Raw genomic sequence first — 25440 nt, 5'->3', positions numbered from 1 at the left:
AAAAAAAAAAAAAAAAAAAAAAAACTAACCTAGTTAATATTCTTGTTTTAATATTTCTATATGTCTTTTTAGTCTTTTAATATCTAAAGCTAGAGTACCATTATAAACACCTCTAATTCTACCTTTTGTATCTATTAAAACAAAATTTTCTGTATGTATAAATTCATTTTCATCCTTTGTCTTTTTAAAATCTTCATCTGCAAAATAGGAAGTTCTTGCTATGTTATAAATTTCATCTCTATCTCCAGTTACTAAATGCCATTTATTATCAATTACATTATTCTCTATGGCATATTTCTTTATTTTTTCTAAAGAATCTACCCAAGGCATTACAGAATGAGACAATAACAAAATGTCCTTATCATTTTTATATTCTTCTTGTAACTTACTCATGTTTTTAGCTAAAATAGGACAGATACTAGGGCATGTAGTAAAGAAAAAATCTGCTACATAAATTTTACCTTCAAAATGTTTATTACTTACAATTTTTCCATTTTGATTTGTAAATTTAAAGGGTGCTACTTTATGTATTCTATTATAATTAGCAGCAGTTTTTGAAATCCATTCTGGAGTAAAATCTTCTGAATTGTAAAAAGGAAGTGTCTTAGATTTATCTATTTCTTTTGTACAAGAAAAACTTAGTATGCAAAACAAAAAAAAGAATACAGCTTTCATTTTAATTATCAACTTCATTAATTACACTTACACAATTTTTTAATCCTATTAAACCATGTCTTTCATTATTTATAGTATAAAAATTTGCTCTAATTTTTCCATTTAATTGCCACATTTTTTGACTTCCATTTTCTTTTCCGTCAATAAAATTAAAATGTTTTGCAATTTGTCCATTTTGGTGCCAATCTTTTACATATCCATGGTAAACACCTTTATTATTTAACTGATATTCAAACATTTTACTACCATCTTTAAACCAACCTAAATGAGTACCTGTTTTTATTCCATTTTTATAAAAACGTTGAAAACTTTTATTTTTATTTAAATACCAACCAAAATATTTTCCTTCTCTTTTTCCTTCAAAATATTGAGATGTAGATTTAATATTTCCATTATCATAAAAATCATTAATTACACCAGAATAAACTTTATTTTCATAAAATAAGATGCCATTTTTTAAACTAAAATTTACATCATTCTTATTTTTTGTAATTGATGGAATTTTAATTTCTTTAATTATATCAATACTTTGATTGTTATCTTTATAATTACAAGAAGCAAAAAAATAAAAGAATAATATGCTATAAATAAAAGGCTTCAAAAATTATCTTGTTATAGTTCCTGCAGTTCCAAAAAATCCATTTCCATTTAAATAAGGAGCATCAGAAGTTATGTGATAATGATATATTCCGTCAGGAAAATCTGCAGTTGCAGAAGTATGACCATGATAATCATCTAAATCTGAAGAGGTAATTGTAGAACCGTTTTCTTCTGGACCATAGACAGGAAAACCGTCAGAAAGTAATCCTAAAAAAGCACTTTTACCAAATTCTTGTGTTAAATACGTTGGCTCTATATGATAATGATATTGTGTTCCTGCTGGGTGTCCTAACCATTGATCAAAAGAATCTATTTCATTTGTTAAAGCTGCTCCTCCTGCAGCATATTGATTAAAAAATACGACTCCATTTCTAGAAATACCAATTGGTCCCATTGGAGTATTTGATTTTATTTCTGCTTCTTTTGGTGTTAATGAAATTGTAAAAGTTATATTTTGCTCTCCAATAGAATTTGGGTTTTTTCTCCAATTAGAATTTGTTCCTGTATAGGCTTCATATAAAGGATGTGAAATATCCCAATATGGACTTGTATGATTAGGCAAATCTGTTGTTGTAAAAGTTACTGTATTTCCATTTACAGAATATGTTACAGCATCAATATTATCAAACATTTTTAAAATAGGTGTAATATTATATGATGTAGTTGTTGATTCTGTAACTTCTTCTTCAGAAATAGTTGCAGAAGAACTACAAGAACTTATAAAAATAATTGAGTATAAAATAAAAATTGCTCTTCTAAAAAATTGGTTTTTTTTCAACATAAGATTAAATATTTAATTCTTAGACCTCTAAAATTTTAAATAGTTTGAAAATTTATAAAAAAAATTATCTTGGTGGTGGAGGTGGCATTTCTTCATCTCCTGGAGGGCGATTCCTATCTCCACCTCTTGGAGGTCTATTTCCTCTTTCTCCTCCTTTTAATGCACTTTTAATAATTTTATCAAATTTTATAGTTTGTTCTTTTGTACATAAAGATCTAACTTTATTAAAAAAAGTGAAAATTTCTGTTTCTTTTTTAGCTTCTAACATACCTATATTATGGGTTAAAGAATCTAAATTAAAATCTTCTTTTTTAAAAAAGTTAAATAAAACATCTTTTTGTTCTTTAATATTATGCTGTATTTCCATCATGTTATCTCTATGAATTCTATCAAATTCTAGAAATTTATCTGTTTGTTTTTCTGAAAACTGCAACTCTTCTGCTAAAAAACTTTTTTCTGGTGGACCTACACTTTTTTCATGAGGTTTATTTATCAACATAAAAATTAAAAAACCATTTAGCAGAATTAATAAAAACAATATAATAGGAAGTAATTTTGTCTTCATAAAAATTAATTTAAAATAGAATTATTTTCTGATTGTAATGAATATTCTTGTGCAAAAGCATCTATACCAGATACTGTATTTGTATTATCTACAGAGTTATTAAAAAGATAAAAAATAGTACCAAAATTTAATAACAATAAAATACATAATGTAGCCAATTGTAATTTAGGTGTAAACCAATAAAAGATAGATTTTTTTTCTGCTTTTTCTACATTGATTTGTTGTAAAACTTTATGCTTAAAAAAATGATTTACTTTCACTTCTTCAATAGAATCTAATACTTTAAAAGTATCTTCTACTTGTTGGTTTATAACTTCTTTATTTTTCATTTTACTTTGTCTTAAAACCTTATAATTGTTTAGATGCAAGTTATTTAAAAAACTTGCGCTAATTTTCTGATTTATAAAAATATTCTAATTTTTGCTGTAAACCTTTCTTAGCCCTAAACATAATTGACTCTACAGAAGAAAGACTTTTACCTGTAATTTCTACAATTTCTTGATAACTTTTCCCATCTATTTTTGCTAAAGTAAATACTACTCTTTGGCTTTCTGGCAAAGTATTTATAGCTTTAAAAATGGTTGCAGATTTTTCTTTATTTTCTAATAAAATTCCAGGATGATTAACTTCTGTAAAATAACTTGTTTTATCTAAAGGAATTTCATTTCCTAAAATTGTTTGCATAAATGCAAACCTTTTTTTTGTATTCTTTTTTCTAATAAATTCTAAACATTTATTAGTAGCAATTCTATAAATCCAAGTGGATAGTTTTGACTCTCCTTTAAACTTATTTATAGATTTAAAAACCTCTAAAAAAACTTCTTGGGCAACATCTTCTGCATCTTCTTTATTAGGAATAAAAGAGATACAAGTACCAAAAACTTTTTGCTGATAATCGTCTAAAAGTTGACTATAAGCATTTTGTTTTCCTGCTCTTAATTGATTTATAAAATTTTCTTCGCTCAATTAGATATTTTAAAAAAGTAAACTTACAAAAAAACCAGATAAACATTACATTTATCTGATTTCACTTCGAATTAGGGACAAATATTATTCTTTATCAAAAAGTACTTTGTGTATTATTCCTCCTACAACAGCTCCTGCAATTGGTGCAACCCAAAATAGCCAAGATTGAGTAAGATATTCTCCACCTGCAAAAATTGCTTGACTCATAGAACGTGCAGGATTTACGGATGTATTAGTAATTGGTATGCTAATTAAATGAATTAATGTTAAACCTAAACCAATAGCAATTGGAGCAAACCCTTTAGGAGCTCTATCATTAGTACTTCCTAAAATGATTAACAAAAAGAACATTGTTAATAAAAATTCAGCTATAAATGCAGCTTGCATAGAATATTTATCTGGAGATAATTCACCATATCCATTTGCAGCAAAACCACCAATTGTTTCAAAACCAGATTTACCAGAAATAATTAAATATAATGAAGTAGCAGCCAACATTGCTCCTACTAATTGTGCTATGATGTAAGGAACTAATTCTTTTCCAGAAAACTTACCTCCTGCCCAAAGACCAAAAGATACAGCTGGGTTAAAATGACCTCCAGAAATATGACCAACTGCATATGCCATAGTTAAGACAGTTAAACCAAATGCAAGAGAAACACCAACAAAACCAATTCCTAAATCTGGAAATCCTGCAGCAAAAATAGCACTACCACAACCTCCAAATACAAGCCAGAAAGTTCCAAATAATTCAGCAAAATATTTTTTCATAATGTAAAGTTTTTAGTTAATTAATTAGTTTACAGTACTATTAAGACACTGCATTTTTTAAAAAGTCACAACAAAATAATTTTATTAGTTTTTTTAATTACATAATTAAGAATATGTATCTTTGTACTACAATTATTTTTTATGAAATTATTACTGCTTACTTTAGGTTTATTAGCTCTTGCTGTTGCTGGAATTGCAATTAAAATTTGGGCAAAAAAAGATGGTAAATTTGCAGGTACTTGTGCTAGCCAAAACCCGATGTTAAATGAAACTGGTGAATCTTGTGGGTTTTGTGGTAAAACTCCAGATCAGTTTGATACTTGTGCTGAACCTGAACATAAAAACTAATCTATTTTTTAAATGATTTTAACTGTACTTTTCTACTCTTTTGTAGTTTTTACAGCTATACAAATTATTTATTATTTATTATTTTCTACTTTTTTATTTGGTAATAAAAAGGATAAAAAAAAATCTTTAGAATTACCTATTTCTGTAATTATTTGTGCTAAAAACGAAGCGAAAAACCTTGAAGAGTTTTTACCTTCAATCATACATCAAGATTATACAGATTTCGAAATTGTTTTAATTAATGATGCTTCTTCAGATGCTACTGAAAGTGTCATGGAATCTTTTGCCAAAAAGCATTCTAAAATTAAAATTATTAATGTAGAAAATATTGAAGCCTTTTGGGGAAACAAAAAATATGCACTTACACTTGGTATAAAAGCAGCAACTTATGAGCATCTTTTATTTACAGATGCAGATTGCAAACCTGTTTCTAAGTATTGGATAAAAGAAATGTCTCAAAATTTCACCAAAAACAAAACCATTGTTTTGGGTTATGGAAAATATAAAAAAGAAAACTCTTTAGTTAATATTTTTGTTAGGTTTGAAACTTTATTAACTGCAATTCAATATTTAAGTTATGCTAAATTAGGTTCACCTTATATGGCAGTTGGTAGAAATTTAGCTTATAAAAAAAGTGAGTTTTTTAATGTAAAAGGCTTTATAAATCATATGCATATAAAATCTGGAGATGATGATTTATTTGTACAAGATGCTGCAAACAAAGTAAATACTACAATTTCTACATCAACAAATAGTTTTACAGAGTCCTTAGCTCCTAAATCTTTTAAAGATTGGTTTAGACAAAAAAGAAGACATATTTCTACAGCAAATCATTATAAATTTAAACATCAGTTTTTTTTAGCGTTGTTTTTTATCAGTAAGGTTTTCTTTTATATAACAGCTACTACTCTATTTTTCTTTTATTCATGGAAAATAATTTTACCAATTTTTCTATCATACTATTTCATACAATTTATAGTTATTGGTTTTTCTGCTAAAAAATTAAAGGAACCAATTATAACTTATTTTTTACCATTTTTAGAAATTGGGCTTCTACTATTTCACTTATCAATATTTATCACTAATTTGGCAGCAAAACCAAATCATTGGAAATAGATAAATCTAAACTTAACTTAAACATCTTAAAAGCTAAAAGCGGCAATCAATCTGCATTTAGGTTTTTATTAAATGTTTTTTGGGCAGACGTTTATAATTATCAATTAAAGCGTACACAAAGTGAAAATGATGCAGAAGATATTACTATCCAAACATTTTCTAAAGCTTTTGATAAAATTGAAACTTTTGATGATAAATATGTTTTTAAAACATGGTTGATTACTATTTCTAAGAATCTTCATATAGATTTAATTCGAAAAAAGAATGTATCCATATCTGCAGATACTTCTAAAGAACAAGAAGAACAAGCTTATTTGGTTGTAGATGAAAGCCCTACACCAGAAGATAAAATTATAACCGAACAAAACTTAGCAAAATTATTAAGAGACATTAAGCAGTTAAAACCTAAATACCAAGAAGTTATTCAGTTACGTTATTTCCAAGAATTAAGTTATAAAGAAATTGCTGAACAAATTAACGAGCCAATGAATAATGTAAAGGTAAAATTGTTACGTGCTAAAAAACTGCTTGCAGAAATCATTAAGAAATCTTAAAAATGAAAAAATCTTTCCTTCAATCTTTAGGTCCTGGATTATTATTTGCAGGAGCAGCTATAGGTGTTTCTCATTTAGTACAAAGTACAAGAGCTGGAGCAGAATTTGGTTTTGGATTAATTTGGGCTTTGTTATTGGTTCATATTTTTAAATATCCTTTTTTTCAATTTGGACCACGTTATGCAGCAGCAACAGGAGAAACTTTGTTAGATGGTTATCGTAAATTAGGAAAAGGAGTTTTAATAGCCTACTACATACTTAATTTTGCAACCATGTTTACCATACAAGCTGCAGTAACAATAGTAACAGCAGGTTTAGCTTCCCAACTATTTGGGTTTACAAATGATTTGGTTTTATGGTCTACAATTTTAATGTTTATAAGTTTACTTTTTTTAGTAGTTGGTAAATACAAATTGTTAGATAACTTAATGAAGTACATTATTTTAACCCTAACTTTTAGTACAATTATTGCAGTTTGTGTTGCCCTTTTTAGTAATAAAAGTCCTTTTGATGTAACTCAAATTTTACCATCTGGAACTGTAGAACTAACTTTTTTAATTGCTTTTTTAGGCTGGATGCCAGCTCCATTAGATGTTTCTATTTGGCACTCTATTTGGTCTGTAGAAAAAGACAAAACAACAGTTGTAAAAACAAAAAGAAGAGATGCAGTTTTCGATTTTAACATTGGTTATATAGGTACACTCTGTTTAGGAATTTGTTTTTTACTTTTAGGTGCATTAGTAATGTATAAATCTGGAGAAACGTTTTCTAATAAAGGTGGTGTATTTGCTTCGCAACTTATAAAATTATACACTAAAAATTTAGGAGAATTTTCTCATATATTTATTGCTATTGCTGCATTTACAACCATGTTTAGTACAACTATTACAACTATGGATGCTTCACCAAGAGCTATGAATAGAACTACTAAATTATTAGTTAATAAAGAACTAAAATTTGGGTATTGGTTTTGGATTATTTTTCTTTTTATAGGAACTTTTTTAATTCTAAAATACTTTATGGATGATATGGGTATTCTTATTAAAATAGCTACTATTTTATCATTTTTAACAGCTCCTTTTTATGCAATTTTAAACTTTAAATTAATTACAGGAATACATACACCAAAAAAACATCAACCTGGTATTATTTTAAAAATTTTAAGCATAATTGGTATTATATTTTTAATTGGTTTTAGTATTTGGTATTTACTAAGTTTATAATTTTTAAATTACTTTAAACATTTTAAAGAAAATAGTTAAGTTTTTTATAAAGTTCTATCTTCAATTTATTAAGACATATTTTCATTTTTTCCTTTGTATCTTTGCATTTCAAATTCAATAGAAAATGGCATTAGATTCTGTAATACTTCCAGAAAAACCTAAAAAACCAAAATGGTTACGTGTAAAGTTACCTGTTGGAAAAAAATATACTGAATTAAGAAGTTTAGTAGATAAATATAAATTAAATACAATTTGTACTAGTGGTAGTTGTCCTAATATGGGAGAATGCTGGGGTGAAGGAACAGCAACTTTTATGATATTAGGTAATATTTGTACACGTTCTTGTGGTTTTTGTGGTGTAAAAACAGGAAGACCAGAAACTGTAGAATGGGATGAACCAGAAAAAGTTGCACGTTCTATTAAATTAATGAAAATAAAACATGCTGTAATTACATCTGTAGATAGAGACGATTTAAAAGATGGTGGTTCTATTATTTGGGCAGAAACTGTAGATGCAATTCGTAGAGCTAACCCTAATACGACTTTAGAAACTTTAATTCCAGATTTTCAAGGAAACACAAAACAAATAGATAGAATTGTAGAAGTACATCCTGAAGTAGTTTCTCATAATATGGAAACTGTAAGAAGACTCTCTAGAGAAGTTAGAATTCAAGCTAAATACGATAGAAGTTTAGAAGTATTAAGATACCTTAAAGAAAAAGGTATGCGTACCAAAAGTGGTATAATGCTTGGTTTGGGTGAAACTGAAGAAGAAGTTTTACAAACTATGAAAGACTTAAGAAATGTTGGTTTAGATGTTTTAACAATTGGTCAATATTTACAACCTACCAAAAAACATTTACCTGTTCAAGAATTTATTACTCCAGAACAGTTTAAAAAATATGAAACTTTTGGGCTAGAATTAGGTTTTATGTATGTAGAAAGTGGTGCTTTAGTAAGATCTTCTTACAAAGCGCATAAACATGCTATTTAAAAAATAAAATATTATTAAATAAAAAAACCATCTCATTTGAGATGGTTTTTTTATTTCTGGTAAACTTAAATATTAAACCAATGTTGTACTTCTTTTACCCTATAAAAATTTGGATAGTTTTGTTTTAAATTGGTTTTTATCTCTTCTTTTGAAACTTCGAAATTAGAATTAATAGTTTTTAGAATATCTAAAGCTTTATTATTGTTTTTTCTTTCTATATATAATGCTAAAAGACTATCATATGAATCTATAAATTGTGGATATTCTCTTTTAATAAATTCATAATTTTCAATAGCTGATGTAAAATCTTTTTTCAAAACATAAACATTAGCTCTCATGTAATTTAAAAAAGTATCACCTTTTACTAAAGAATCTAATTTATTAATAGCATTTAATGATTTATCATATTCTTTTTTAATAATATATTTATCAATAGATATTAATTGAATACTTGGGTCATTTGGATATTTATCTTCATAATCTTTAAGTGCTTTTTCATATTGCTCTAAAGAAATATTACTTGAAATAGAAATGTTGATTAATTTGTAAATCTTCTCTTGTTTAGAAGTATTACTAATAGATTGATATAACTTTAAAGCTTTATCATATTTACCTAAAGAATTTAATTTTTGAATTCTTTTAAGTTTAGCCATATCTTTAACAAACCTACTTTTATTTATATCATTTGTAAGAAAATTACTACCATATAAAGCACTTTTATAAATAGTTCTATAAGAATCACTAATATTTTCTCCTGAAGTAAAATTGTAGGTATCTATAATTTTAGCTTCATTATTAATACTATTTACAAGATGGTCATGATAGTTTATACCATTATCTCCGAAAAATCTAAATAATAAATGATATTTACTATCATCATCTTTATAAAATTTTACAAACTCATAACTAGATCCATTTTTCTTTTCTTCATTTAAGATTTTACCAAAATTAAAATCTCTAGAAAAACCAATATAGAAACCTTTATTAAATTCAAAAACATTTTTTTTTGATGTTTTTATTAAAAATCTCTTAGCTAAAGAATACTTATCATATAATAAATTAATGCCTTCTATATCTTCATAAACATAGGCTTCTTGTAAATCATAACCAAGTTTTTCTACTTCTTTAAAACCAATTTCTTTTTTATTCGTTTTTACTTTGTCATTTCCACAAGAAGTGATAACTAATAAAATTAATAGAAAAAAAATCTTTTTCATAAAAAAGGAAAATAAGTTTATCTTAAAACAGCATCTAAATTCTTTTCAAAAGATTGCTGTAACTTTTGCATAATTTTATCTATCTGTTTATCTGCTAAAGTTTTTGTTTCATCTTGTAATAAGAAACTAACAGCGTAAGATTTTTTACCTTCTGGTAAATTACTACCTTCATAAACATCAAATAAATCTACATCTTTTAACAACTTTCTTTCAGATTGAAAAGCTAAATTATAAACTTCATTAAATGCAATTTTAGAGTCTAATAATAATGCTAAATCTCTTTTTACTGCAGGAAACTTTGGTAAATCACTAACTTTAATGTTTTTATTACCAACAAGTTTTAAAATAGTATCCCAATTAAAATCTGCAAATAAAACTTCTTGTTTAATGCCGAATTCTTTTAAAACAGAACGTTTAACTACACCAAATTCAACAACTTTAATTTTACCTAATCCAAGAGAAATTCCTTCAGAAAAAACATCATTTTTAGATGGAGATGTTTTTACTTTATCAATTCCTAATCTATTTAATAAAGATGTAATAATTCCTTTTAAATAAAAGAAGTCTGATGTTTTATTAGCTATACTCCAACTTTCTTTAGTTCTATTTCCTGTAACAAATAAAGTTAAGTGTTTGCTTTCTTCGTATTTTTCATTGTATTTATGGTATGTTTTACCAAACTCATAAAACTGTAAAGAATTATTTTTTCTATTTATATTATAAGCAACAGACTCTAAACCACTAAATAATAAAGATTGACGTAAAACTTTTAAATCGTTACTTAACGGATTTAACATTTCTACATTGGCTTCTTCATTAATATTCTCAGATAAAGATGCATACTCTGGCTTTGTTAAAGAATTTGCCATAGTTTCATTAAAACCTAAAGATGTTAATTGATTAGCAATAATATTTTCAACCTTAGTTTCTTTATTAGAGTCAAAAGAAATTGATGTATTTAATTTATGAGAAAACTCTATGTTATTATACCCATAAACTCTTAAAATTTCTTCAATAATATCTGCTTCTCTTTGAACATCTGTTCTATAAGAAGGAATTGTTAATCCAAGACCTCCATTAGTTTCACTATTAATTTTAATTTCTAAAGAAGCTAAAATGTTTTTAATAGTTTCTTTCGGAATTTCTTGTCCTATTAACCTATAAGCGCTTTCATAAGATAAAAACACTTGAAAATCTTCAATTTTTTCTGGATAAAAATCAGAAATATCTGATGCTAATTTACCACCTGCATATTCTTCAATTAACAAAGCAGCTCTTTTTAAAGCATATTCTGTCATATTTATATCAATTCCTCTTTCAAAACGAAAAGAAGCATCAGTATTTAGTGCATGACGTTTTGCTGTTTTTCTAACAGAAACAGGATTAAAGTATGCGCTTTCTAAAAAGATAGAAGTTGTATGTTCTGTAACTCCAGATTTTAATCCTCCAAAAACACCACCAATACAAAGAGGGTTAGAATCTGCATCACAAATCATAATATCTTCTGATGATAATTCTCTTTCAACTTCATCTAAAGTTGTAAATTTTGTACCTTCTTCTAATGTTTTTACAAGAATTTTGTTTCCTTTTATTTTTTGAGCATCAAAAGCATGCAAAGGTTGTCCTAGTTCATGTAAAACATAATTTGTAATATCTACAATGTTATTTTTTGGAGCTAAACCAATAGCTTTTAATCTATTTTGAATCCATTCTGGAGAATCTTTAACTTCTACATCAGTAATGGTAATACCACAATAACGAGGCACTAAATCTTTATTCTCTACTTCTACATCTAAACGTAAAGTTCTTTCATCTACATGAAAATTACTTACAGATGGAGATATTAATTCTAATTTAGTTTCTTGCTGAATTAATCCAGCACGTAAATCTCTAGCAACACCAAAATGGCTCATTGCATCAGATCTATTTGGAGTTAATCCAATTTCAAAAACATAATCTGTTTCTATATTAAAAACTTCTGCAGCTGGTGTACCAACAGCAAGTTCTTCATCTAAAACTAGTATACCATCATGACCTTTACCTAAACCTAATTCGTCTTCAGCACAAATCATTCCATGACTTACTTCTCCTCTAATTTTCCCTTTTTTTATTTTAAAACCTTCTCCTTTATCATCATATAAAGTAGTTCCAATAGTTGCAACAGGTACTTTTTGACCTGCATCAACATTTGGTGCTCCACATACAATTTGTACAGGTTCTCCAGTTCCTAAATCTACAGTAGTTACTTTTAATCTATCTGCATTTGGGTGCTGAATACAAGTTAAAACTTTACCAACTACAACACCTTTTAAACTTCCTTTTATAGATTCTTTGGTTTCAATTCCTTCTACCTCTAATCCTAAATCAGTTAACAATTCTCCTGTTTTTACAGGTTCCCAATCTACCTGCAAAAATTGCTGTAACCAATTGTATGAAATTTTCATATTCTATTTTTCGAGTTTATAAGCTGCAAATTTAATTAAAATCTACTTTTTTATACACTTTTTTTATTTTTAAATCGAAAGTTTATTTCATATAAACCTAAAATAAATACCTTTGTTTTCTAAATTTTTATAATGTTGAAAAGAATTCCTAATTATATAAAATACATTTTTACAAATGTTTTTTTCTTATTTGTATATGTTTTAATTTTAAGAATACTTTTTTATCTGTTTTTTGCTCAACTTAATGAGGTTTCATCAACAGAAATAAATACTGCTTTTTGGTTGGGTATACGTTTTGATATTAAATTAGCTGTAATTACATTTTTTCCTTTAGCTAGTATAATATTAATAGTTAATTATAGATTTTTTAAATATAATTTTTATAAGAAATTAGCTAATGTATATTTAGTTCTTGCTTACTTAACGCTTACTTTATTTTATCTTTTTGACTTTGGTTATTATGATTATTTAAGCATTAGATTAGATGCTTCTTCTTTACGATTTTTAACTAATTTAAAAATTTCTAGTCAAGTTTTAATTGAAAGTTACCCTATTTACAAAGGCTTATTAGGTCTTTTAATTCTTTGTTATTTAACATATAGATTATCAAAATTTATCTACAATATATATACAAATCAAAAAAAAACTATTTCTAAAAAAATAAAAGCGGTCTATTTAATTAGTACAGTTTTACTTTTGTCTTACGGAATTTACAATAGTATTACTCATTACCCTTTACGTTGGAGTCAAGCTTTTTTTTCAAAAAATAATGCTGTAAACCAATTTGCTTTAAACCCTGTATTATATTTCTTTGATAGTTTTGCTTACAGAAGTGAAGGTGTTAATATGGATGAGTTTAACAAATACTATCCTGTTATTGCAGATCATTTAAATTTACCAAAAAACAAAGTTTCTTTTAACAGAAAAGTTACTTTTGATACTACTTTTACTAAAAAACCAAACATTGTAATTGTAATGATGGAATCTGTTGGTGTAAAACCAATGAGTTATTATGGAAACCCTATTAACAGTACTCCAAAAATGGATTCTATCATTAAAAAAAGTTTAAGTTTTTCTAATTTTTATGTGCATAAATCTGGAACAGCTGCTAGTGTTTTTGCAAGTGTTTCTGGACTACCAGATATAGAAAACGTAAGAACTGCTTCTAGAAATCCTTTAATTCAAGATCAACGAATTATTTTTGATCAATTTCATGGTTATGAAAAGCTATATTTTTTAGGAGGAAGTGCAAATTGGGCTAATATTAGAAGTATTTTTCAATCTAATATAAATGGTTTAAAAATATTTGAAGAAGGTAGTTATAAAACCGAAAATAGAGCTGATGTATGGGGAATTGATGATTATGAATTATTTAAAGAGTCTAATAAAGAATTAGAAATATTATCTAAAAAAGACAAACCCTTTATTGCTTATATTCAAACTGCTTCTAATCATATACCTTTTACAGTACCAGATGAAAAAGAAAGCTTTAAACCATTACAAGAAAACGAAATTTCTGAAAGTTTAATAGAAAAAGCTGGTTTTAAGTCTGTTGCTCAATTAAATGCTTTAAGATATTTAGATTTTAATATTGGTAAGTTTTTAGAAAGAGCTAAAAAAGCTGGTTATTATGAAAATACCATATTTGCTTTTTTTGGTGATCATAATACTGCTATGAAAAGAACAGAAAACTTTACAAAAGAGCACGATTTAAATATACAATTACAGCATGTTCCTTTCTTTATTCATGCTCCTAATTATGTTAAAAATGAAACCATTTCTAAGAATGGAAAGCTAATAGATCTTTTTCCAACCATAGCAAGTTTAGCTAAAGTTAATCATACTAACTATACTTTAGGTAATGATTTATTAGATTCTATTCCAGGTAAAGACGCTTCATTTGTGTATTTAAAAATTAATGGAGAACCTGCTGTAGGTTTACTACAAGACAGTTTATATTACTCTAAAACAACAATAAATAAAACTGCAGCTTTATATAATTTAAACACAAAAGATTTAAATGATATTAAAGATAAAAACCCATTAATTACTAAAAAAATGGATAGTTTGTTGAATGCATTTTATCATTCAACAAAGTATTTATACTTCAATAATAAAAAGACTAAGTAAATAGTTTCTTATCTAATTTCTTAAATAAGAAAGCGTAGATATTTGCGAATATTATTCCAATAATTATTCCTGTTAAAATGTCTATTGGAAAATGAACACCTAAATACAATCTGCTATAAGCAAATATTAAAGGCCAAAATAGTATAAAATAAATATACTTGTATTTGTCTTTTAAAAGTAAAACTACAAACACTGTAAAAAATGTTGAAGTTGTTGCATGACCAGACATAAAACTAAAACTTTGAGGTTGTATTAAAGTTCTTAATAAATGTTTAATTTCTGGATCATTGTTAGGACGCAATCTCTCAAAAGAGTCCTTTATAAAGTTTGTAAATTGATCTGAAAAAGCAACTAGTAAAATCATTGATAAAATCATGAAACCACCACGTTTCCAACCAAAAGCTTTAATTGTTAAGTAGAATATAAAAATAAACAACGGACTCCAATATAATTGGTTTGTTATTACCAACCAAATTGGATCCCATTGTTCATTTCCTAAATTATTTAGGAAAATTAATATGTTTTTATCAAGTTGAATTAAATCTTCTAACAAATTATTTTCCCATTTTTATTACTTCAATTTCAAAAATCAAATCAGATTTAGCAGGAAAAGGTCCGTATTTTTCTTCTCCATAACCTAAATAATAAGGTATAAATAACCTTACCTTCTCTCCTTCTTTCATTGTTAAAACTCCTTCTTTAAAACCTGCAATCATTGGTCTGTTAACATCGTTTAACTGACAAATAAAAGGTTTTCCTTTTTTATCGGTTGTAGATTGTATCTTTTTACCATCTGCAGTATAAAGTGTGTAATTAATAGTTAATGGTTTATGATCTACTATTTTTTTACCAGAAGTTTTTTTCAATTTTAAAATTTGAAGACCAGAAGAAGTTTTTTCTGCTTTGGCAACATCCATTTTAGTAAAAAACTTTTCTTTTTCTACTAAATACTTAGAATATCTCGCTTTTTCAGCTTCTTCCTCTGCTTTTTTTCGTTCTTTTTCTGTATCAGAAAACTTTGCCAATTGTGCATCAAATACATTAGCTGCTTTAAATTTAGAAGCTTTAGCACCTAACTTAATTACATTTACTGTTATAATAGTATCGTTTTGTACAATTTTATTTACAACAGCCATTCTTAAAGAATCTATTGCATTGCTAAGTTTTAAAGAATCTTTAAATTTTGTTTGTAATTCTTTTAATTGAAGCGAATTGATTATTGTTTTTCCAAATACAGAATGCTTACCATCTAAATGTGGTATAGCTCTATGTGTTATAAAAAACTGACTATTATTAGTAGTTGGCCCACCATTTGCCATAGAAAGAATTCCTTTATCATCATGTCTAAACATTAAATCTCCATCTTTCTTTTTAGGAAATTCATCACCAAAAACATAACCTAAATTTTTTCTTCCAGATGTAGTAAAACCACCACCTTGAATAACAAAATTATTTACAACTCTATGAAAGATAATTCCTTCATAAAAATTTTTTCCTTTTAAAGAATCTACAAGTTTGCTATTTGTTCCTTTTACTAAAGAAATAAAGTTAGCCACTGTCATTGGTGCATCTTCAGCATATAATTCAAGTAAAATATCACCTTTATTGGTAACAATTTCTGCATAAACACCATCTTCTAATCCTTTGTACTTTTCTGGTGCACAAGAATTAAAAAGAACAACAAGTATTATTAAATATTTTAGATTCTTCATTAAAAAATTATTTAATTTCTAATAACTCTACTTCAAAAACTAAAGCCATTAAAGGTTTAATTACACCTGGTCTTGGGTTTGCTCCGTAAGCTAATTCTTCTGGAATAAAGAATTTATACTTAGAACCTACATTCATTAATTGTAAACCTTCTGTCCATCCTTTTATAACTTGAGTTACACCAAATTCTGCAGGAGTTCCTTTATCAACAGAACTATCAAAAACAGTACCGTCTAAAAGTGTACCATGATAATGTACTTTAACTCTAGATGCTGTAGTTGGTTTTTTACCTTTTCCTTCTTTTAAAACAATGTATTGTAAACCACTTGCAGTAGTAACAACTCCTTCTTTAGACTTATTAGCTTCTAAAAAATCTACACCTTCTTTTTTATAAACTTGAGATTTTGCTAAAGCTTCTTTTTGTTTAGCTAATTGCTTTTTTTGAAAGTAATTTCTTATTACATTTTGAACGTCTTTATTTTCAAGTAATAAATTAGTTGAATCTAAACCGTTTCTAATTGCTTGAGTTAAAACAGCTGTATTTACTTCATCAAAACCAGTTTTTAATTGACTAGACATAGTTAAACCAATTGCATAACTAACAGAATCTATTTCTGTTTCTAAAGATTTTACTTCTTTTACTTGGTTACCACATGATACCATTGATGCAACAACTGCAATTGATAAAATACTTTTTATTATTCTCATTTTTCTATTTATTTAATATTTATTAATGTTACTGTACTTTTTATTGATTGATTAACTCCTATTTTATTTCCATCTCCAGAAATACCAAAAGCATTATAAGATGGAATGACAAATGTAATGGTTTCTCCTACTTTCATCAACTTTATTCCTGATTGAAGTGCAGAAATAAAATCTTCTTTATCTACTTTGTATGTTTTAAGGCCTAAATTTTCTTTGGTATAAATTACATTACCATTTAAATCTGTAATATTATAAGTCAAAGTTACTTCATCTTCAGCTTTTGGTGTTGGCAACACACCATCTATTTTTGTAACATACGTGTACCAAAAACCTTTGGCAGAAACCAAATAATTTGTTGTAGAATCTTTTTTAATTAAATCTAAAATTTTTTCATCTTCAACTTTATTTAATCTTTTAGATTCTTTAATAGTTTCTTTTAAAATAGTTGTAGATGGTTTGGGTTTAATTGGTTTTCTAGGTGCCACTTTAGAGCACCCCAAACAAAACACACAAACAAAAATTAAAATTTTAATTTTCATAAGAAGCTTCTAATTCATTTTTATAATTTGGTAAAAGTGACGTAAATTTAGTTACTGTTTTTGCCATTGATTCGTCAGATTTTCCACCAGCTGCATTATCATGTCCACCTCCATTAAAATGGTTTCTAGAAAATTGATTTACAGAAAAACTACCTTTAGATCTAAAAGAAATTTTCACAATACTTTGGTCTGCATCTTCAATAAAAATAGCAGCAAAAATAATTCCTTTTAAAGAAAGAGCGTAATTTACAATTCCTTCAGTATCTCCTTTCTGAAAATCGAAACGCTTTTTTTCTTCGGTAGTTAAAGTAATATACGCTGTTTTATAAGTAGGTAAAATTTGTAAATTACTTAATGCTTGTCCTAATAATAACAATCTATTATAAGAATTTGCATCATACACATTATTATGAATTTTATCATTTTCTGCTCCTTTATCTATTAAAGCTGCAATAATTCTATGTGTTGTACTTGTTGTAGATCTAAATCTAAAAGAACCAGTATCTGTCATGATACCTGTATACAAACAAGTTGCAATATCTGCATCTATTAAATCTAAATCGTTATTCATTTCTATAAATTGATATACCATTTGGCAAGTAGAACAAATAGTAACATCAGAATACATATATTTTACATCATCTGGTTGTTGATGATGATCTATCATTGCAAAATTGTTTGGATATTTTTCTAAAGTATTTTGCATATCAGAACCTACCCTGTGTAAAGCATTAAAGTCTAAAAGAAAAATAATATCAGATTCATTAATTGCTCTTTGAGATTGACTATTTTGCCAATCAAAACGATACGTTGTTTTAGAACCTGGTAACCAATGTAAGAACTCTGGATATTCATTGGGCACTACAACTGTTGCTTTGTGTCCTTTTTTATCTAAATAATGCTTTAAAGCCAAAGTTGCACCCATAGCATCTCCATCAGGATTTCTATGTCCTACAACTACAATATTTCTTGGTTTTTCAAGAAAGCTTTTTAACTCTTCAAATCCTTTTAAAATCATAAGTGGCGAATATACAATTTAATTAAAAAAATTATGTAATTTCGCGGCGAATTTGTATAACAGATTTAATTAACCTTTTAGAAATTAAAAAGTCAATAATATGGCAACAAATAGAACATTTACAATGCTTAAACCAGATGCAGTTGAAAACGGTCATACTGGTGCAATTTTAGAAAAAATTAATGCTGCAGGATTTAGAATTGTAGCTTTAAAGAAAACTCAAATGACTGTAGCTGATGCTGAAACTTTTTATGCTGTGCATAATGAGCGTCCGTTTTTTGGTGAATTGGTAGAGTTTATGACACGTGGACCAATTGTAGCTGCAATCTTAGAAAAAGAAAATGCTGTAGAAGATTTTAGAACTTTAATTGGTGCTACAAATCCTGCTGATGCTGCAGAAGGTACAATTAGAAAATTATATGCTACTTCTATGGGAGAAAATGCTGTACATGGTTCTGATTCTGACGAAAATGCAGAAATTGAAGGAAACTTTCATTTTTCTGGAAGAGAGCAATTTTAATAGGAATATTAAAAATTCTTAGTTTAAAATATTAAAAAACTCACAACTTAGGTTGTGAGTTTTTTTTGTTTTTAATAACACATAAATAAATTATCTTTACATAAAAACTGCTGCTAACAAGTTGTATGAAAAATTCTCTTCATTGAGAAAAAACTGCAAACACAAATGCTGAAGAAGAAAATGATGAAATCTTACACAAAAAAAACACTAAAAACAGGAGTATTTACTGGAATTGCTTATGCAATTGCTACTGCTGGATTAAACTACTATGATGGAGATGAGTTTGAAATTTGGAAAATTATTTTTCAAACTTTATTTTTTACTTTTTTTATGAATCTTTTTTTCTATTATAAATTCAAAAAAGAATTTGACAAAAACAATCCTGTAAAAAATGAATAGCTATTTAGAAAGTATTAGAAAACAATTTGAATATTATAAAATTCTCGGAGATAAAACTTTTGAGCAAATAACAGAAGATAAGTTGTTTTGGAAAGCAAATGAAGAAAGCAATAGCATTGCTATGATTGTAAAACATCTAAATGGAAATATGCTTTCACGTTGGACAGATTTTTTAAATTCTGATGGAGAAAAAACATGGAGAAAAAGAGATGAAGAATTTGATAATGATATAAAAACAAAAAAAGAGTTACTATCTAAATGGAATGAAGGTTGGGATTGTTTGTTTAATGCCATTATCCCATTAACTGAAAATGACCTAGAAAAAGAAGTTTACATTAGAAATATGGGGCACTCAGTTGTTGAGGCTATAAATAGACAAATTGCTCATTATTCTTATCATGTAGGACAAATTGTATTTATTGGGAAAATAATTCAAAATGAAAATTGGAATTCGCTCTCTATCCCAAAAGGAGAATCCAAAAAATACAATAAAGAGAAATTTTCTAAACCGAAAAGAAAAGAACATTTTACAAACGATTTATAAATTAATTACTAAAAATCAAATGAAAATGAATAAAATAATAATTACAATACTTTCTATTGTTATTATAGTTTTAAGTTTCCTTTATTGCAATCTAAAAAAGGAAAACAAATACTTAATGGACAGTAAAAATTTTAGTTTTGAATGGAGTGAAAATGAAGAAATATTATACAGTTATTGGAAGAATAACAACAAATTAGCGAATAAATTTATAGACAAAAACTATGATAACAACTATGAAGTTATTACAGTTCATGACATATATGGCAATAGAGTTCTCTCAAATTATGATTTAAATGAAAATGGAGTTTTTGAAAAATCTATCAATTATAATTCTTACGGAAATATAATAGGAAAATGTGTAGACAAAGACGAAGATGGAGCCTTTGAAGAGTTTAGTATTGTTTTAGAAAATAATAATGAGTTAACATTTATAGATCTTAATAATAACGGACAGTATAATAAAATAGTTTTGTTTCATAAAAAAGATAATAAAAGGACTGAAAAATTAATTGAAAACCTTTTTGAATAAACTGTTCCTAAAAAAGAATACAAACACTTCTAATATTTCATTAACAAAAAAAACTGTTTTACAATAAGAAGTTAAAATATTAAACCAACATCAATTTAGAAATAACTCCCTCTCCTATTTCTTCATTCATCATTTTAATAATCTTATCTTTTCCATAACTTAATTCTTCACGCAAAACAGAAGAAGACAATTGTATTACCAATGTTTTATTTTGTAATTTAACAGAAGTTGTATGGTTTGCAACACCTGGTCCCATCATTTTTGTCCAAGTTTCTTCTACTTTTATTTTTTGCATTCCTTTACTCAAGTTATTTTCCTTAATAAAAGACTTCATTAAATCTTGTATTGAAAATGAATCGTTTTCTCTTTTTGCCATTACAACTTAAATATTTGATATTCTTTGTTTCCTTGTTTTAAAATATTTTCTGTTCTTTCAGAATGGGTATCTGTTATAAATATTTGACCAAATTCATCATTATTTACTAAGTCAATAATTTGGGCAACTCTATTTTCATCTAACTTATCAAAAATATCATCTAGCAACAATATAGGTGTTACATTAGATTGTTTTTTTATAAACTCAAATTGTGCCAATTTTAAAGCAATTAAATACGATTTTTGTTGTCCTTGAGAACCAAATTTTTTAATAGCATAATCTCCAATTTGAAAATTTAAATCATCTTTATGTACACCAACAGTTGTGTATTGAATTATTTTATCTTTATGTAATGAACTTTGTAATAAGTCTTGCATAGAAAAATCATGCAATTGACTTTTATATTTTAAATTAACACGTTCTTTATCTCCAGATATTATTTGATACTTCTCATTAAAAATAGGAATAAACTCTTCTAAAAAACTTTTTCTAACTTCATATATTCTGCTTCCAAAATCTGTAAGTTGCTCATCGTAAACACTTAAATTTAAAGCATCAAAAGTTCTATTTGCTGCAAAATATTTTAACAAAGCATTTCTTTGACTTAATACTTTATTATAAGACAATAAATCTTTTAAATAGCCTTTGTTTTGTTGAGAAATTACACCATCAATAAATTTTCTTCTAGTATCACTTCCTTCTGTAACCAAATCTCTATCTGCAGGAGAAATTATTACCAAAGGTAATTGACCTATATGTTCAGAAAATTTTTCATAATTTTTACCATTACGTTTTAAAACTTTCTTTTGTCCTTTTTTAAGACTACAAACAATTGTCTCTTTTCTATCTTTTAAAAGGTAATCTCCTTCTATCATAAAAAAGGCTTCACCATGTCTAATATTTTGTCCAGCAACAGAATTAAAGTAACTTTTTGTAAAAGATAAGTAATAAATTGCATCAAGAACATTTGTTTTTCCAATACCATTATTACCCACAAAACAATTTATTTTTTGCTGAAAATCAAAAGATTGCGACTCTATATTTTTAAAATTAACTAAAGAAATTTTTTGTAAATACATGAATAGAATTAGATATTGAAAACGTTTTGCAAATTATTGAAAATTTACCGAATTATACGCTTTTAAAATCCAATTAAAAAAACTATTTTTGTCGCCACTAATTTTTAAGGAAATATGGCAACATACAAGAAGAAATATAAAGCAGTAGGTAAAAAACAAGAAAATCAAATTGATGAATCAGAATACGAAACAGCTGGAGTTTTAAATACTTTAGACGAAACTGCTTCTAAATCTGAACAATGGATTGAAAAAAACAGTAAACCATTATTTACGGCTTTAATAGCTGTTGTTGTTATCTTTTTAGCATATTTAGGTTATAACAAATATGTTGTAGAACCTAATGAAACAGAAGCTTCTAACGAGTTAGCTTTTCCAAGAAAATATTTTGATGAAGCTGCAACTGCAGGATCTGGAATTGACTCTTTATTAACGTTAGGTTTAGAAGGAGCTGATGGAAAATATGGTTTTTTAGATATTGCTGAATCTTTTAGTGGTACAGAAGCAGGAAACTTAGCAAACTATTATGCTGGTGTTTCTTACTTACAAATGAAAAAATATGACAAAGCAATTGAATTTTTAAGTAAATTTAATTCTGATGATGAAATGTTAGGTCCTGTATCTTTAGGAGCAATTGGAGACGCTTTTGCAGATATTAATCAGCCAAAAGATGCTTTAGATTATTATGAAAAAGCAGCTAACAAGAAAAATAATGAATTTACTACTCCATTATATTTATTTAAAGCAGGTCAAATTGCTATGGATTTAAAAGATTACAGTAAAGCTGAATCATTATTTTCTAAAATTAAAACCAACTTTTCTAAATCTGATCAAGGTAGAGATATAGAAAAATATATAGCAGCTGCTAAATATGCTAACTAAATAAAACATATGGCAACTACAAACTTATCATATTACGATAAAGCAACAATCCCAAATGCGAATTCTTTTCGATTTGGGATTGTTGTTTCAGAATGGAATCCTGAAATTACAGAAAACCTTCATAAAGGTGCAATAGAAACATTAATAGACTGTGGTGCAACTAAAGAAAACATAATTTCTTGGGATGTACCTGGTAGTTTTGAGTTAGTTTATGGTTGTAAAAAAATGATAGAATCTCAGCAAGTAGATGCTATTATTGCAATTGGAAACGTTATTCAAGGAGAAACAAAACATTTCGATTTTGTTTGTGAAGGTGTTACTCAAGGAATTGTAGATTTAAATATTAAATACGATGTTCCTGTAATTTTCTGTGTTTTAACAGACAATACCAAGCAACAATCTTTAGACAGATCTGGAGGTAAATTAGGTAATAAAGGTATAGAATGTGCAGTAGCTGCAGTAAAAATGGCTGCTCTTAAAAACATTGATACTACTACAGAAAGTATAGGTTTTTAATCTATTATTTTTTTTAATAGAATATTAAGAACACTTTTAACATCATTTTTTGAAGAATTCCTTTAATTTATTTAAATTTGGAATACTTATACAATTGGTATAATAATTGATTTCTCTAAATCATTTTTAACCAATTATTTATAAAACTATGGGATTTTTAAAACGTACACATAAAAAATTTGATTACCAACCTCGTTTTTATAAAGGAGAAGGAAATCCTTTTAAAATAGAGCATAAACTAGATCAGTTTAGAACTACTACTGGTAAAAATAAAAGCTTAAAAGGTAAGTTTAATGATGCAATGTATGATTTAAAAAATTCAGATAAAAGTGTAAACAAATCACTTTTAATTATCATCGCAATTTTAGTACTTATCTTTTTGTACATTATAGATTTCGATTTATCTATTTTCAAAAGAAATTAATGTCGGATATTATTCAACTATTACCAGATCATGTTGCTAACCAAATTGCAGCAGGAGAAGTTGTGCAAAGACCTGCTTCTGTTGTTAAAGAATTATTAGAAAATGCTATTGATGCTGGTGCAACAAACATAAAATTACTTTTAAAAGACGCTGGTAAAACTTTAATTCAGGTTATTGATGATGGTAAAGGCATGAGTGCAACTGATGCTAGAATGTGTTTTGAAAGACATGCAACTTCTAAAATACAGAAAGCAGAAGATTTATTTAATTTATGTACCAAAGGTTTTAGAGGAGAAGCTTTAGCCTCTATAGCTGCTATTGCTCATGTAGAGCTAAAAACAAAACAAGAAAACGAAGAATTAGGTACTTCTATTAAAATTGAAGGAAGTAAAATTATTTCTCAAGACTTTGTTTCTACAAGTAAAGGAACAAGTTTAGCTGTTAAAAACTTATTTTACAATATACCTGCAAGAAGAAATTTCTTAAAGTCAGATACTGTAGAAACACGTCATATTATAGATGAATTTCAAAGAGTTGCTTTAGCACATCCAACCATTGCTTTTTTATTACATCATAATAACAATGAAGTTTATCATTTAAAAAGTAGTAATCTTAGAAAACGTATTGTTGCAGTTTTTGGTGCTAAAATGAATGAAAAGTTAGTACCTATAAACGAACATACAGATATTGTTTCTATTGAAGGTTTTGTTGCAAAACCAGAGTTTTCTAAACGTAAAAGAGGAGAACAATTCTTTTTTGTGAATGATCGTTTTATAAAAAGTTCTTACTTAAATCATGCAGTTGTAAATGCATTTGATGGTTTATTAGAACAAGGTTCACATCCCTCCTACTTTTTGTATTTAACAGTTCCTGCAAATACAATAGACATTAACATTCATCCTACAAAAACAGAAATTAAGTTTGATAATGAAAAAGCATTGTATGCAATGTTAAGAGCTACTGTTAAACATAGCTTAGGACAATATAATGTTGCTCCATTATTAGATTTTAACAGGGATGCAAATCTAGATACACCTTATCATTTTAATTCAAAACCAAAATCTACTTCAGTTCCAAAAATAGCTGTAGATCCAGATTTTAATCCGTTTAAAGAAGAACAAAAAAAAGAAATTAATTTTCCCTACAAAACAGAAAAACATACAGAAAGTTGGGAATCTTTATATACTTCTACTTCAATAGAAACAGTAGAAAAACAAGAAGAATTATTTGACAATCAACAAGAAATAAAAACCCAAAAAACATTTCAAATTCAACGTAAATATTTGTTGAATTCTATTAAATCTGGTGTTGTTTTAATAAATCAATCTTTAGCACATCAACGTATTTTATATGAAGAGTTTTTAGAGAGTATTACTGTTAAAGAAGCAAATAGTCAGCAATTATTGTTTCCTGTTAAAATTTCTTTTTCTTCTGCAGAAATAGAAATGATTTACACTATTAAAACTGAGTTAGAAAACGCAGGTTTTTCTTTTGATGAGTTTACAAAAGATAGTGTAACAATAAAAGGAATTCCTGTTTCTGTAACAGAAAGTAAAATAACTATTATATTAGAAGAGTTATTAAGTGATATAGATTTAGAAGTGCCAGATGCAAGTTTTAGTCATTTTGATGTAATGGCAAAGTCATTTGCTAAAACATTATCAATAAAAACAGGCACACAACTATCTGAAAAAGAACAAGAAGGTTTGGTTAATGATTTATTTTCTTGCAAAGAACCTACTATTTCTCCTTTTGGAAAACCAACTTTTAAAACATTAACTTTAAACGAGATAGATAATTTATTTAATAGTTAAT

The 25440-nt window shown here is 26.7% G+C and carries 30 protein-coding genes; 14 read left to right on the top strand and 16 right to left on the bottom strand.

Features of this window, described 5'->3' with window-relative positions; genetic code table 11:
• Positions 1 to 33: 33 nt before the first annotated feature.
• From MPF13_RS06810 to aqpZ, 7 genes are all read right to left on the bottom strand, one after another.
• Positions 34 to 693 (bottom strand): SCO family protein, encoded by a 660-nt coding sequence (locus MPF13_RS06810; protein WP_249981599.1) that lies wholly within the window; start codon positions 691 to 693, stop codon positions 34 to 36.
• Positions 677 to 1276 carry a toxin-antitoxin system YwqK family antitoxin gene (locus MPF13_RS06805; protein ID WP_249981598.1) on the bottom strand — a complete coding sequence of 200 codons (600 nt, stop codon included), beginning with the start codon at positions 1274 to 1276 and terminating at the stop codon, positions 677 to 679. The genes MPF13_RS06810 and MPF13_RS06805 overlap by 17 nt, the downstream gene beginning before the upstream one ends.
• Before the next feature lie 3 nt (positions 1277 to 1279).
• A complete protein-coding gene (locus MPF13_RS06800) occupies positions 1280 to 2056 on the bottom strand; it encodes a YHYH protein (RefSeq protein WP_249981597.1) in 777 nt (258 codons plus the stop codon).
• Between the two features lie 64 nt (positions 2057 to 2120).
• Positions 2121 to 2621 carry a hypothetical protein gene (locus MPF13_RS06795; protein WP_249981596.1) on the bottom strand — a complete coding sequence of 167 codons (501 nt, stop codon included), beginning with the start codon at positions 2619 to 2621 and terminating at the stop codon, positions 2121 to 2123.
• A gap of 5 nt (positions 2622 to 2626) precedes the next feature.
• Complete coding sequence (locus MPF13_RS06790; RefSeq protein WP_249981595.1) at positions 2627 to 2950, bottom strand: hypothetical protein; 324 nt, start codon at positions 2948 to 2950, stop codon at positions 2627 to 2629.
• Between the two features lie 58 nt (positions 2951 to 3008).
• Entirely contained in the window at positions 3009 to 3587 is a 579-nt protein-coding gene (locus tag MPF13_RS06785) for an RNA polymerase sigma factor (RefSeq protein WP_249981594.1), read from the bottom strand.
• Between the two features lie 84 nt (positions 3588 to 3671).
• Positions 3672 to 4358, bottom strand: a complete 687-nt coding sequence (aqpZ, locus tag MPF13_RS06780; protein ID WP_249981593.1) for an aquaporin Z — start codon at positions 4356 to 4358, stop codon at positions 3672 to 3674.
• A gap of 141 nt (positions 4359 to 4499) precedes the next feature.
• Between aqpZ and MPF13_RS06775 the strand changes: the two genes are divergently transcribed.
• From MPF13_RS06775 to lipA, 5 genes are all read left to right on the top strand, one after another.
• Complete coding sequence (locus tag MPF13_RS06775; protein ID WP_249981592.1) at positions 4500 to 4706, top strand: membrane or secreted protein; 207 nt, start codon at positions 4500 to 4502, stop codon at positions 4704 to 4706.
• A gap of 12 nt (positions 4707 to 4718) precedes the next feature.
• Entirely contained in the window at positions 4719 to 5822 is a 1104-nt protein-coding gene (locus MPF13_RS06770) for a glycosyltransferase (RefSeq protein ID WP_249981591.1), read from the top strand.
• Entirely contained in the window at positions 5813 to 6376 is a 564-nt protein-coding gene (locus MPF13_RS06765) for an RNA polymerase sigma factor (protein WP_249981590.1), read from the top strand. Before MPF13_RS06770 ends, MPF13_RS06765 begins: the two co-directional genes overlap by 10 nt.
• A gap of 2 nt (positions 6377 to 6378) precedes the next feature.
• A complete protein-coding gene (locus tag MPF13_RS06760; protein WP_249981589.1) occupies positions 6379 to 7599 on the top strand; it encodes an Nramp family divalent metal transporter in 1221 nt (406 codons plus the stop codon).
• Positions 7600 to 7723: 124 nt separating this feature from the next.
• Entirely contained in the window at positions 7724 to 8593 is an 870-nt protein-coding gene (gene lipA, locus MPF13_RS06755; protein WP_249981588.1) for a lipoyl synthase, read from the top strand.
• A gap of 65 nt (positions 8594 to 8658) precedes the next feature.
• Here the strand turns inward: lipA and MPF13_RS06750 are convergent, their stop codons facing one another.
• On the bottom strand, positions 8659 to 9810 hold the full coding sequence (locus tag MPF13_RS06750) for a tetratricopeptide repeat protein (RefSeq protein WP_249981587.1): 1152 nt from the start codon (positions 9808 to 9810) through the stop codon (positions 8659 to 8661).
• Positions 9811 to 9827: 17 nt separating this feature from the next.
• Positions 9828 to 12254: a phenylalanine--tRNA ligase subunit beta gene (gene pheT, locus MPF13_RS06745; protein WP_249981586.1), complete on the bottom strand. Its 2427-nt coding sequence runs from the start codon at positions 12252 to 12254 to the stop codon at positions 9828 to 9830.
• Positions 12255 to 12386: 132 nt separating this feature from the next.
• On the opposite strand from pheT, the gene MPF13_RS06740 reads away from it, so the two are divergent.
• A complete protein-coding gene (locus tag MPF13_RS06740; RefSeq protein ID WP_249981585.1) occupies positions 12387 to 14384 on the top strand; it encodes an LTA synthase family protein in 1998 nt (665 codons plus the stop codon).
• On the opposite strand, the gene MPF13_RS06735 is transcribed toward MPF13_RS06740, so the two are convergent.
• Genes MPF13_RS06735 through MPF13_RS06715 form a run of 5 tightly spaced genes read right to left on the bottom strand, consistent with a single transcriptional unit; the run spans position 14377 to position 18359 of the window.
• Positions 14377 to 14937, bottom strand: a complete 561-nt coding sequence (locus MPF13_RS06735; RefSeq protein WP_249981584.1) for a phosphatase PAP2 family protein — start codon at positions 14935 to 14937, stop codon at positions 14377 to 14379. The genes MPF13_RS06740 and MPF13_RS06735 overlap by 8 nt on opposite strands.
• A gap of 1 nt (position 14938) precedes the next feature.
• Positions 14939 to 16096 carry a peptidylprolyl isomerase gene (locus tag MPF13_RS06730; RefSeq protein ID WP_249981583.1) on the bottom strand — a complete coding sequence of 386 codons (1158 nt, stop codon included), beginning with the start codon at positions 16094 to 16096 and terminating at the stop codon, positions 14939 to 14941.
• A gap of 7 nt (positions 16097 to 16103) precedes the next feature.
• Entirely contained in the window at positions 16104 to 16802 is a 699-nt protein-coding gene (locus MPF13_RS06725) for an FKBP-type peptidyl-prolyl cis-trans isomerase (RefSeq protein WP_249981582.1), read from the bottom strand.
• 8 nt (positions 16803 to 16810) lie between these two features.
• Complete coding sequence (gene gldI / locus MPF13_RS06720) at positions 16811 to 17341, bottom strand: gliding motility-associated peptidyl-prolyl isomerase GldI (protein ID WP_249981581.1); 531 nt, start codon at positions 17339 to 17341, stop codon at positions 16811 to 16813.
• Positions 17331 to 18359 (bottom strand): DHH family phosphoesterase, encoded by a 1029-nt coding sequence (locus MPF13_RS06715; RefSeq protein WP_249981580.1) that lies wholly within the window; start codon positions 18357 to 18359, stop codon positions 17331 to 17333. The genes gldI and MPF13_RS06715 overlap by 11 nt, the downstream gene beginning before the upstream one ends.
• 100 nt (positions 18360 to 18459) lie before the next feature.
• Between MPF13_RS06715 and MPF13_RS06710 the strand changes: the two genes are divergently transcribed.
• The 4 genes from MPF13_RS06710 to MPF13_RS06695 all read left to right on the top strand — a co-directional run bounded on the left by MPF13_RS06710 (position 18460) and on the right by MPF13_RS06695 (position 20351).
• Complete coding sequence (locus MPF13_RS06710; RefSeq protein WP_249981579.1) at positions 18460 to 18879, top strand: nucleoside-diphosphate kinase; 420 nt, start codon at positions 18460 to 18462, stop codon at positions 18877 to 18879.
• 165 nt (positions 18880 to 19044) lie between these two features.
• Positions 19045 to 19278 (top strand): hypothetical protein, encoded by a 234-nt coding sequence (locus MPF13_RS06705; protein WP_249981578.1) that lies wholly within the window; start codon positions 19045 to 19047, stop codon positions 19276 to 19278.
• The gene (locus MPF13_RS06700; RefSeq protein WP_249981577.1) at positions 19271 to 19822 is read left to right on the top strand and encodes a DUF1572 family protein; all 552 of its coding nucleotides are present in this window, start codon (positions 19271 to 19273) and stop codon (positions 19820 to 19822) included. The genes MPF13_RS06705 and MPF13_RS06700 overlap by 8 nt, the downstream gene beginning before the upstream one ends.
• A 25-nt stretch (positions 19823 to 19847) precedes the next feature.
• Positions 19848 to 20351, top strand: a complete 504-nt coding sequence (locus MPF13_RS06695; RefSeq protein WP_249981576.1) for a hypothetical protein — start codon at positions 19848 to 19850, stop codon at positions 20349 to 20351.
• A gap of 79 nt (positions 20352 to 20430) precedes the next feature.
• Here the strand turns inward: MPF13_RS06695 and MPF13_RS06690 are convergent, their stop codons facing one another.
• Entirely contained in the window at positions 20431 to 20727 is a 297-nt protein-coding gene (locus tag MPF13_RS06690) for a DciA family protein (RefSeq protein ID WP_249981575.1), read from the bottom strand.
• Positions 20727 to 21806, bottom strand: a complete 1080-nt coding sequence (gene recF / locus MPF13_RS06685; protein WP_249981574.1) for a DNA replication/repair protein RecF — start codon at positions 21804 to 21806, stop codon at positions 20727 to 20729. Before recF ends, MPF13_RS06690 begins: the two co-directional genes overlap by 1 nt.
• Positions 21807 to 21920: 114 nt before the next feature.
• Between recF and MPF13_RS06680 the strand changes: the two genes are divergently transcribed.
• The 4 genes from MPF13_RS06680 (at position 21921) to mutL (ending at position 25439) form a co-directional block, all read left to right on the top strand.
• Positions 21921 to 22685, top strand: a complete 765-nt coding sequence (locus MPF13_RS06680) for a tetratricopeptide repeat protein (protein WP_249981573.1) — start codon at positions 21921 to 21923, stop codon at positions 22683 to 22685.
• A gap of 9 nt (positions 22686 to 22694) precedes the next feature.
• The gene (gene ribH / locus MPF13_RS06675; protein ID WP_249981572.1) at positions 22695 to 23201 is read left to right on the top strand and encodes a 6,7-dimethyl-8-ribityllumazine synthase; all 507 of its coding nucleotides are present in this window, start codon (positions 22695 to 22697) and stop codon (positions 23199 to 23201) included.
• A gap of 148 nt (positions 23202 to 23349) precedes the next feature.
• A complete protein-coding gene (locus MPF13_RS06670) occupies positions 23350 to 23625 on the top strand; it encodes a riboflavin synthase subunit beta (protein WP_249981571.1) in 276 nt (91 codons plus the stop codon).
• A complete protein-coding gene (mutL, locus tag MPF13_RS06665; RefSeq protein ID WP_249981570.1) occupies positions 23625 to 25439 on the top strand; it encodes a DNA mismatch repair endonuclease MutL in 1815 nt (604 codons plus the stop codon). The genes MPF13_RS06670 and mutL overlap by 1 nt, the downstream gene beginning before the upstream one ends.
• Position 25440 lies beyond the last annotated feature (1 nt).

It is taken from the genome of Polaribacter sp. Z022 (assembly GCF_023555495.1).
GTDB lineage: Bacteria > Bacteroidota > Bacteroidia > Flavobacteriales > Flavobacteriaceae > Polaribacter.
This window is presented reverse-complemented; position numbering and strand designations above follow the sequence as displayed.

Coding starts and splice junctions, on each gene's coding strand:
- lipA (WP_249981588.1), top strand. CDS start 7,724: ATGGCATTAGATTCTGTAATACTTCCAGAAAAACCTAAAAAACCAAAA.
- MPF13_RS06715 (WP_249981580.1), bottom strand. CDS start 18,359: ATGATTTTAAAAGGATTTGAAGAGTTAAAAAGCTTTCTTGAAAAACCA.
- ribH (WP_249981572.1), top strand. CDS start 22,695: ATGGCAACTACAAACTTATCATATTACGATAAAGCAACAATCCCAAAT.
- MPF13_RS06770 (WP_249981591.1), top strand. CDS start 4,719: ATGATTTTAACTGTACTTTTCTACTCTTTTGTAGTTTTTACAGCTATA.
- MPF13_RS06775 (WP_249981592.1), top strand. CDS start 4,500: ATGAAATTATTACTGCTTACTTTAGGTTTATTAGCTCTTGCTGTTGCT.
- MPF13_RS06750 (WP_249981587.1), bottom strand. CDS start 9,810: ATGAAAAAGATTTTTTTTCTATTAATTTTATTAGTTATCACTTCTTGT.
- aqpZ (WP_249981593.1), bottom strand. CDS start 4,358: ATGAAAAAATATTTTGCTGAATTATTTGGAACTTTCTGGCTTGTATTT.
- MPF13_RS06690 (WP_249981575.1), bottom strand. CDS start 20,727: ATGGCAAAAAGAGAAAACGATTCATTTTCAATACAAGATTTAATGAAG.
- MPF13_RS06725 (WP_249981582.1), bottom strand. CDS start 16,802: ATGAGAATAATAAAAAGTATTTTATCAATTGCAGTTGTTGCATCAATG.
- gldI (WP_249981581.1), bottom strand. CDS start 17,341: ATGAAAATTAAAATTTTAATTTTTGTTTGTGTGTTTTGTTTGGGGTGC.
- MPF13_RS06705 (WP_249981578.1), top strand. CDS start 19,045: ATGCTGAAGAAGAAAATGATGAAATCTTACACAAAAAAAACACTAAAA.
- MPF13_RS06760 (WP_249981589.1), top strand. CDS start 6,379: ATGAAAAAATCTTTCCTTCAATCTTTAGGTCCTGGATTATTATTTGCA.
- MPF13_RS06730 (WP_249981583.1), bottom strand. CDS start 16,096: ATGAAGAATCTAAAATATTTAATAATACTTGTTGTTCTTTTTAATTCT.
- MPF13_RS06680 (WP_249981573.1), top strand. CDS start 21,921: ATGGCAACATACAAGAAGAAATATAAAGCAGTAGGTAAAAAACAAGAA.
- MPF13_RS06670 (WP_249981571.1), top strand. CDS start 23,350: ATGGGATTTTTAAAACGTACACATAAAAAATTTGATTACCAACCTCGT.
- mutL (WP_249981570.1), top strand. CDS start 23,625: ATGTCGGATATTATTCAACTATTACCAGATCATGTTGCTAACCAAATT.
- MPF13_RS06800 (WP_249981597.1), bottom strand. CDS start 2,056: ATGTTGAAAAAAAACCAATTTTTTAGAAGAGCAATTTTTATTTTATAC.
- MPF13_RS06700 (WP_249981577.1), top strand. CDS start 19,271: ATGAATAGCTATTTAGAAAGTATTAGAAAACAATTTGAATATTATAAA.
- MPF13_RS06810 (WP_249981599.1), bottom strand. CDS start 693: ATGAAGTTGATAATTAAAATGAAAGCTGTATTCTTTTTTTTGTTTTGC.
- MPF13_RS06710 (WP_249981579.1), top strand. CDS start 18,460: ATGGCAACAAATAGAACATTTACAATGCTTAAACCAGATGCAGTTGAA.
- MPF13_RS06790 (WP_249981595.1), bottom strand. CDS start 2,950: ATGAAAAATAAAGAAGTTATAAACCAACAAGTAGAAGATACTTTTAAA.
- MPF13_RS06740 (WP_249981585.1), top strand. CDS start 12,387: ATGTTGAAAAGAATTCCTAATTATATAAAATACATTTTTACAAATGTT.
- MPF13_RS06795 (WP_249981596.1), bottom strand. CDS start 2,621: ATGAAGACAAAATTACTTCCTATTATATTGTTTTTATTAATTCTGCTA.
- recF (WP_249981574.1), bottom strand. CDS start 21,806: ATGTATTTACAAAAAATTTCTTTAGTTAATTTTAAAAATATAGAGTCG.
- MPF13_RS06695 (WP_249981576.1), top strand. CDS start 19,848: ATGAATAAAATAATAATTACAATACTTTCTATTGTTATTATAGTTTTA.
- pheT (WP_249981586.1), bottom strand. CDS start 12,254: ATGAAAATTTCATACAATTGGTTACAGCAATTTTTGCAGGTAGATTGG.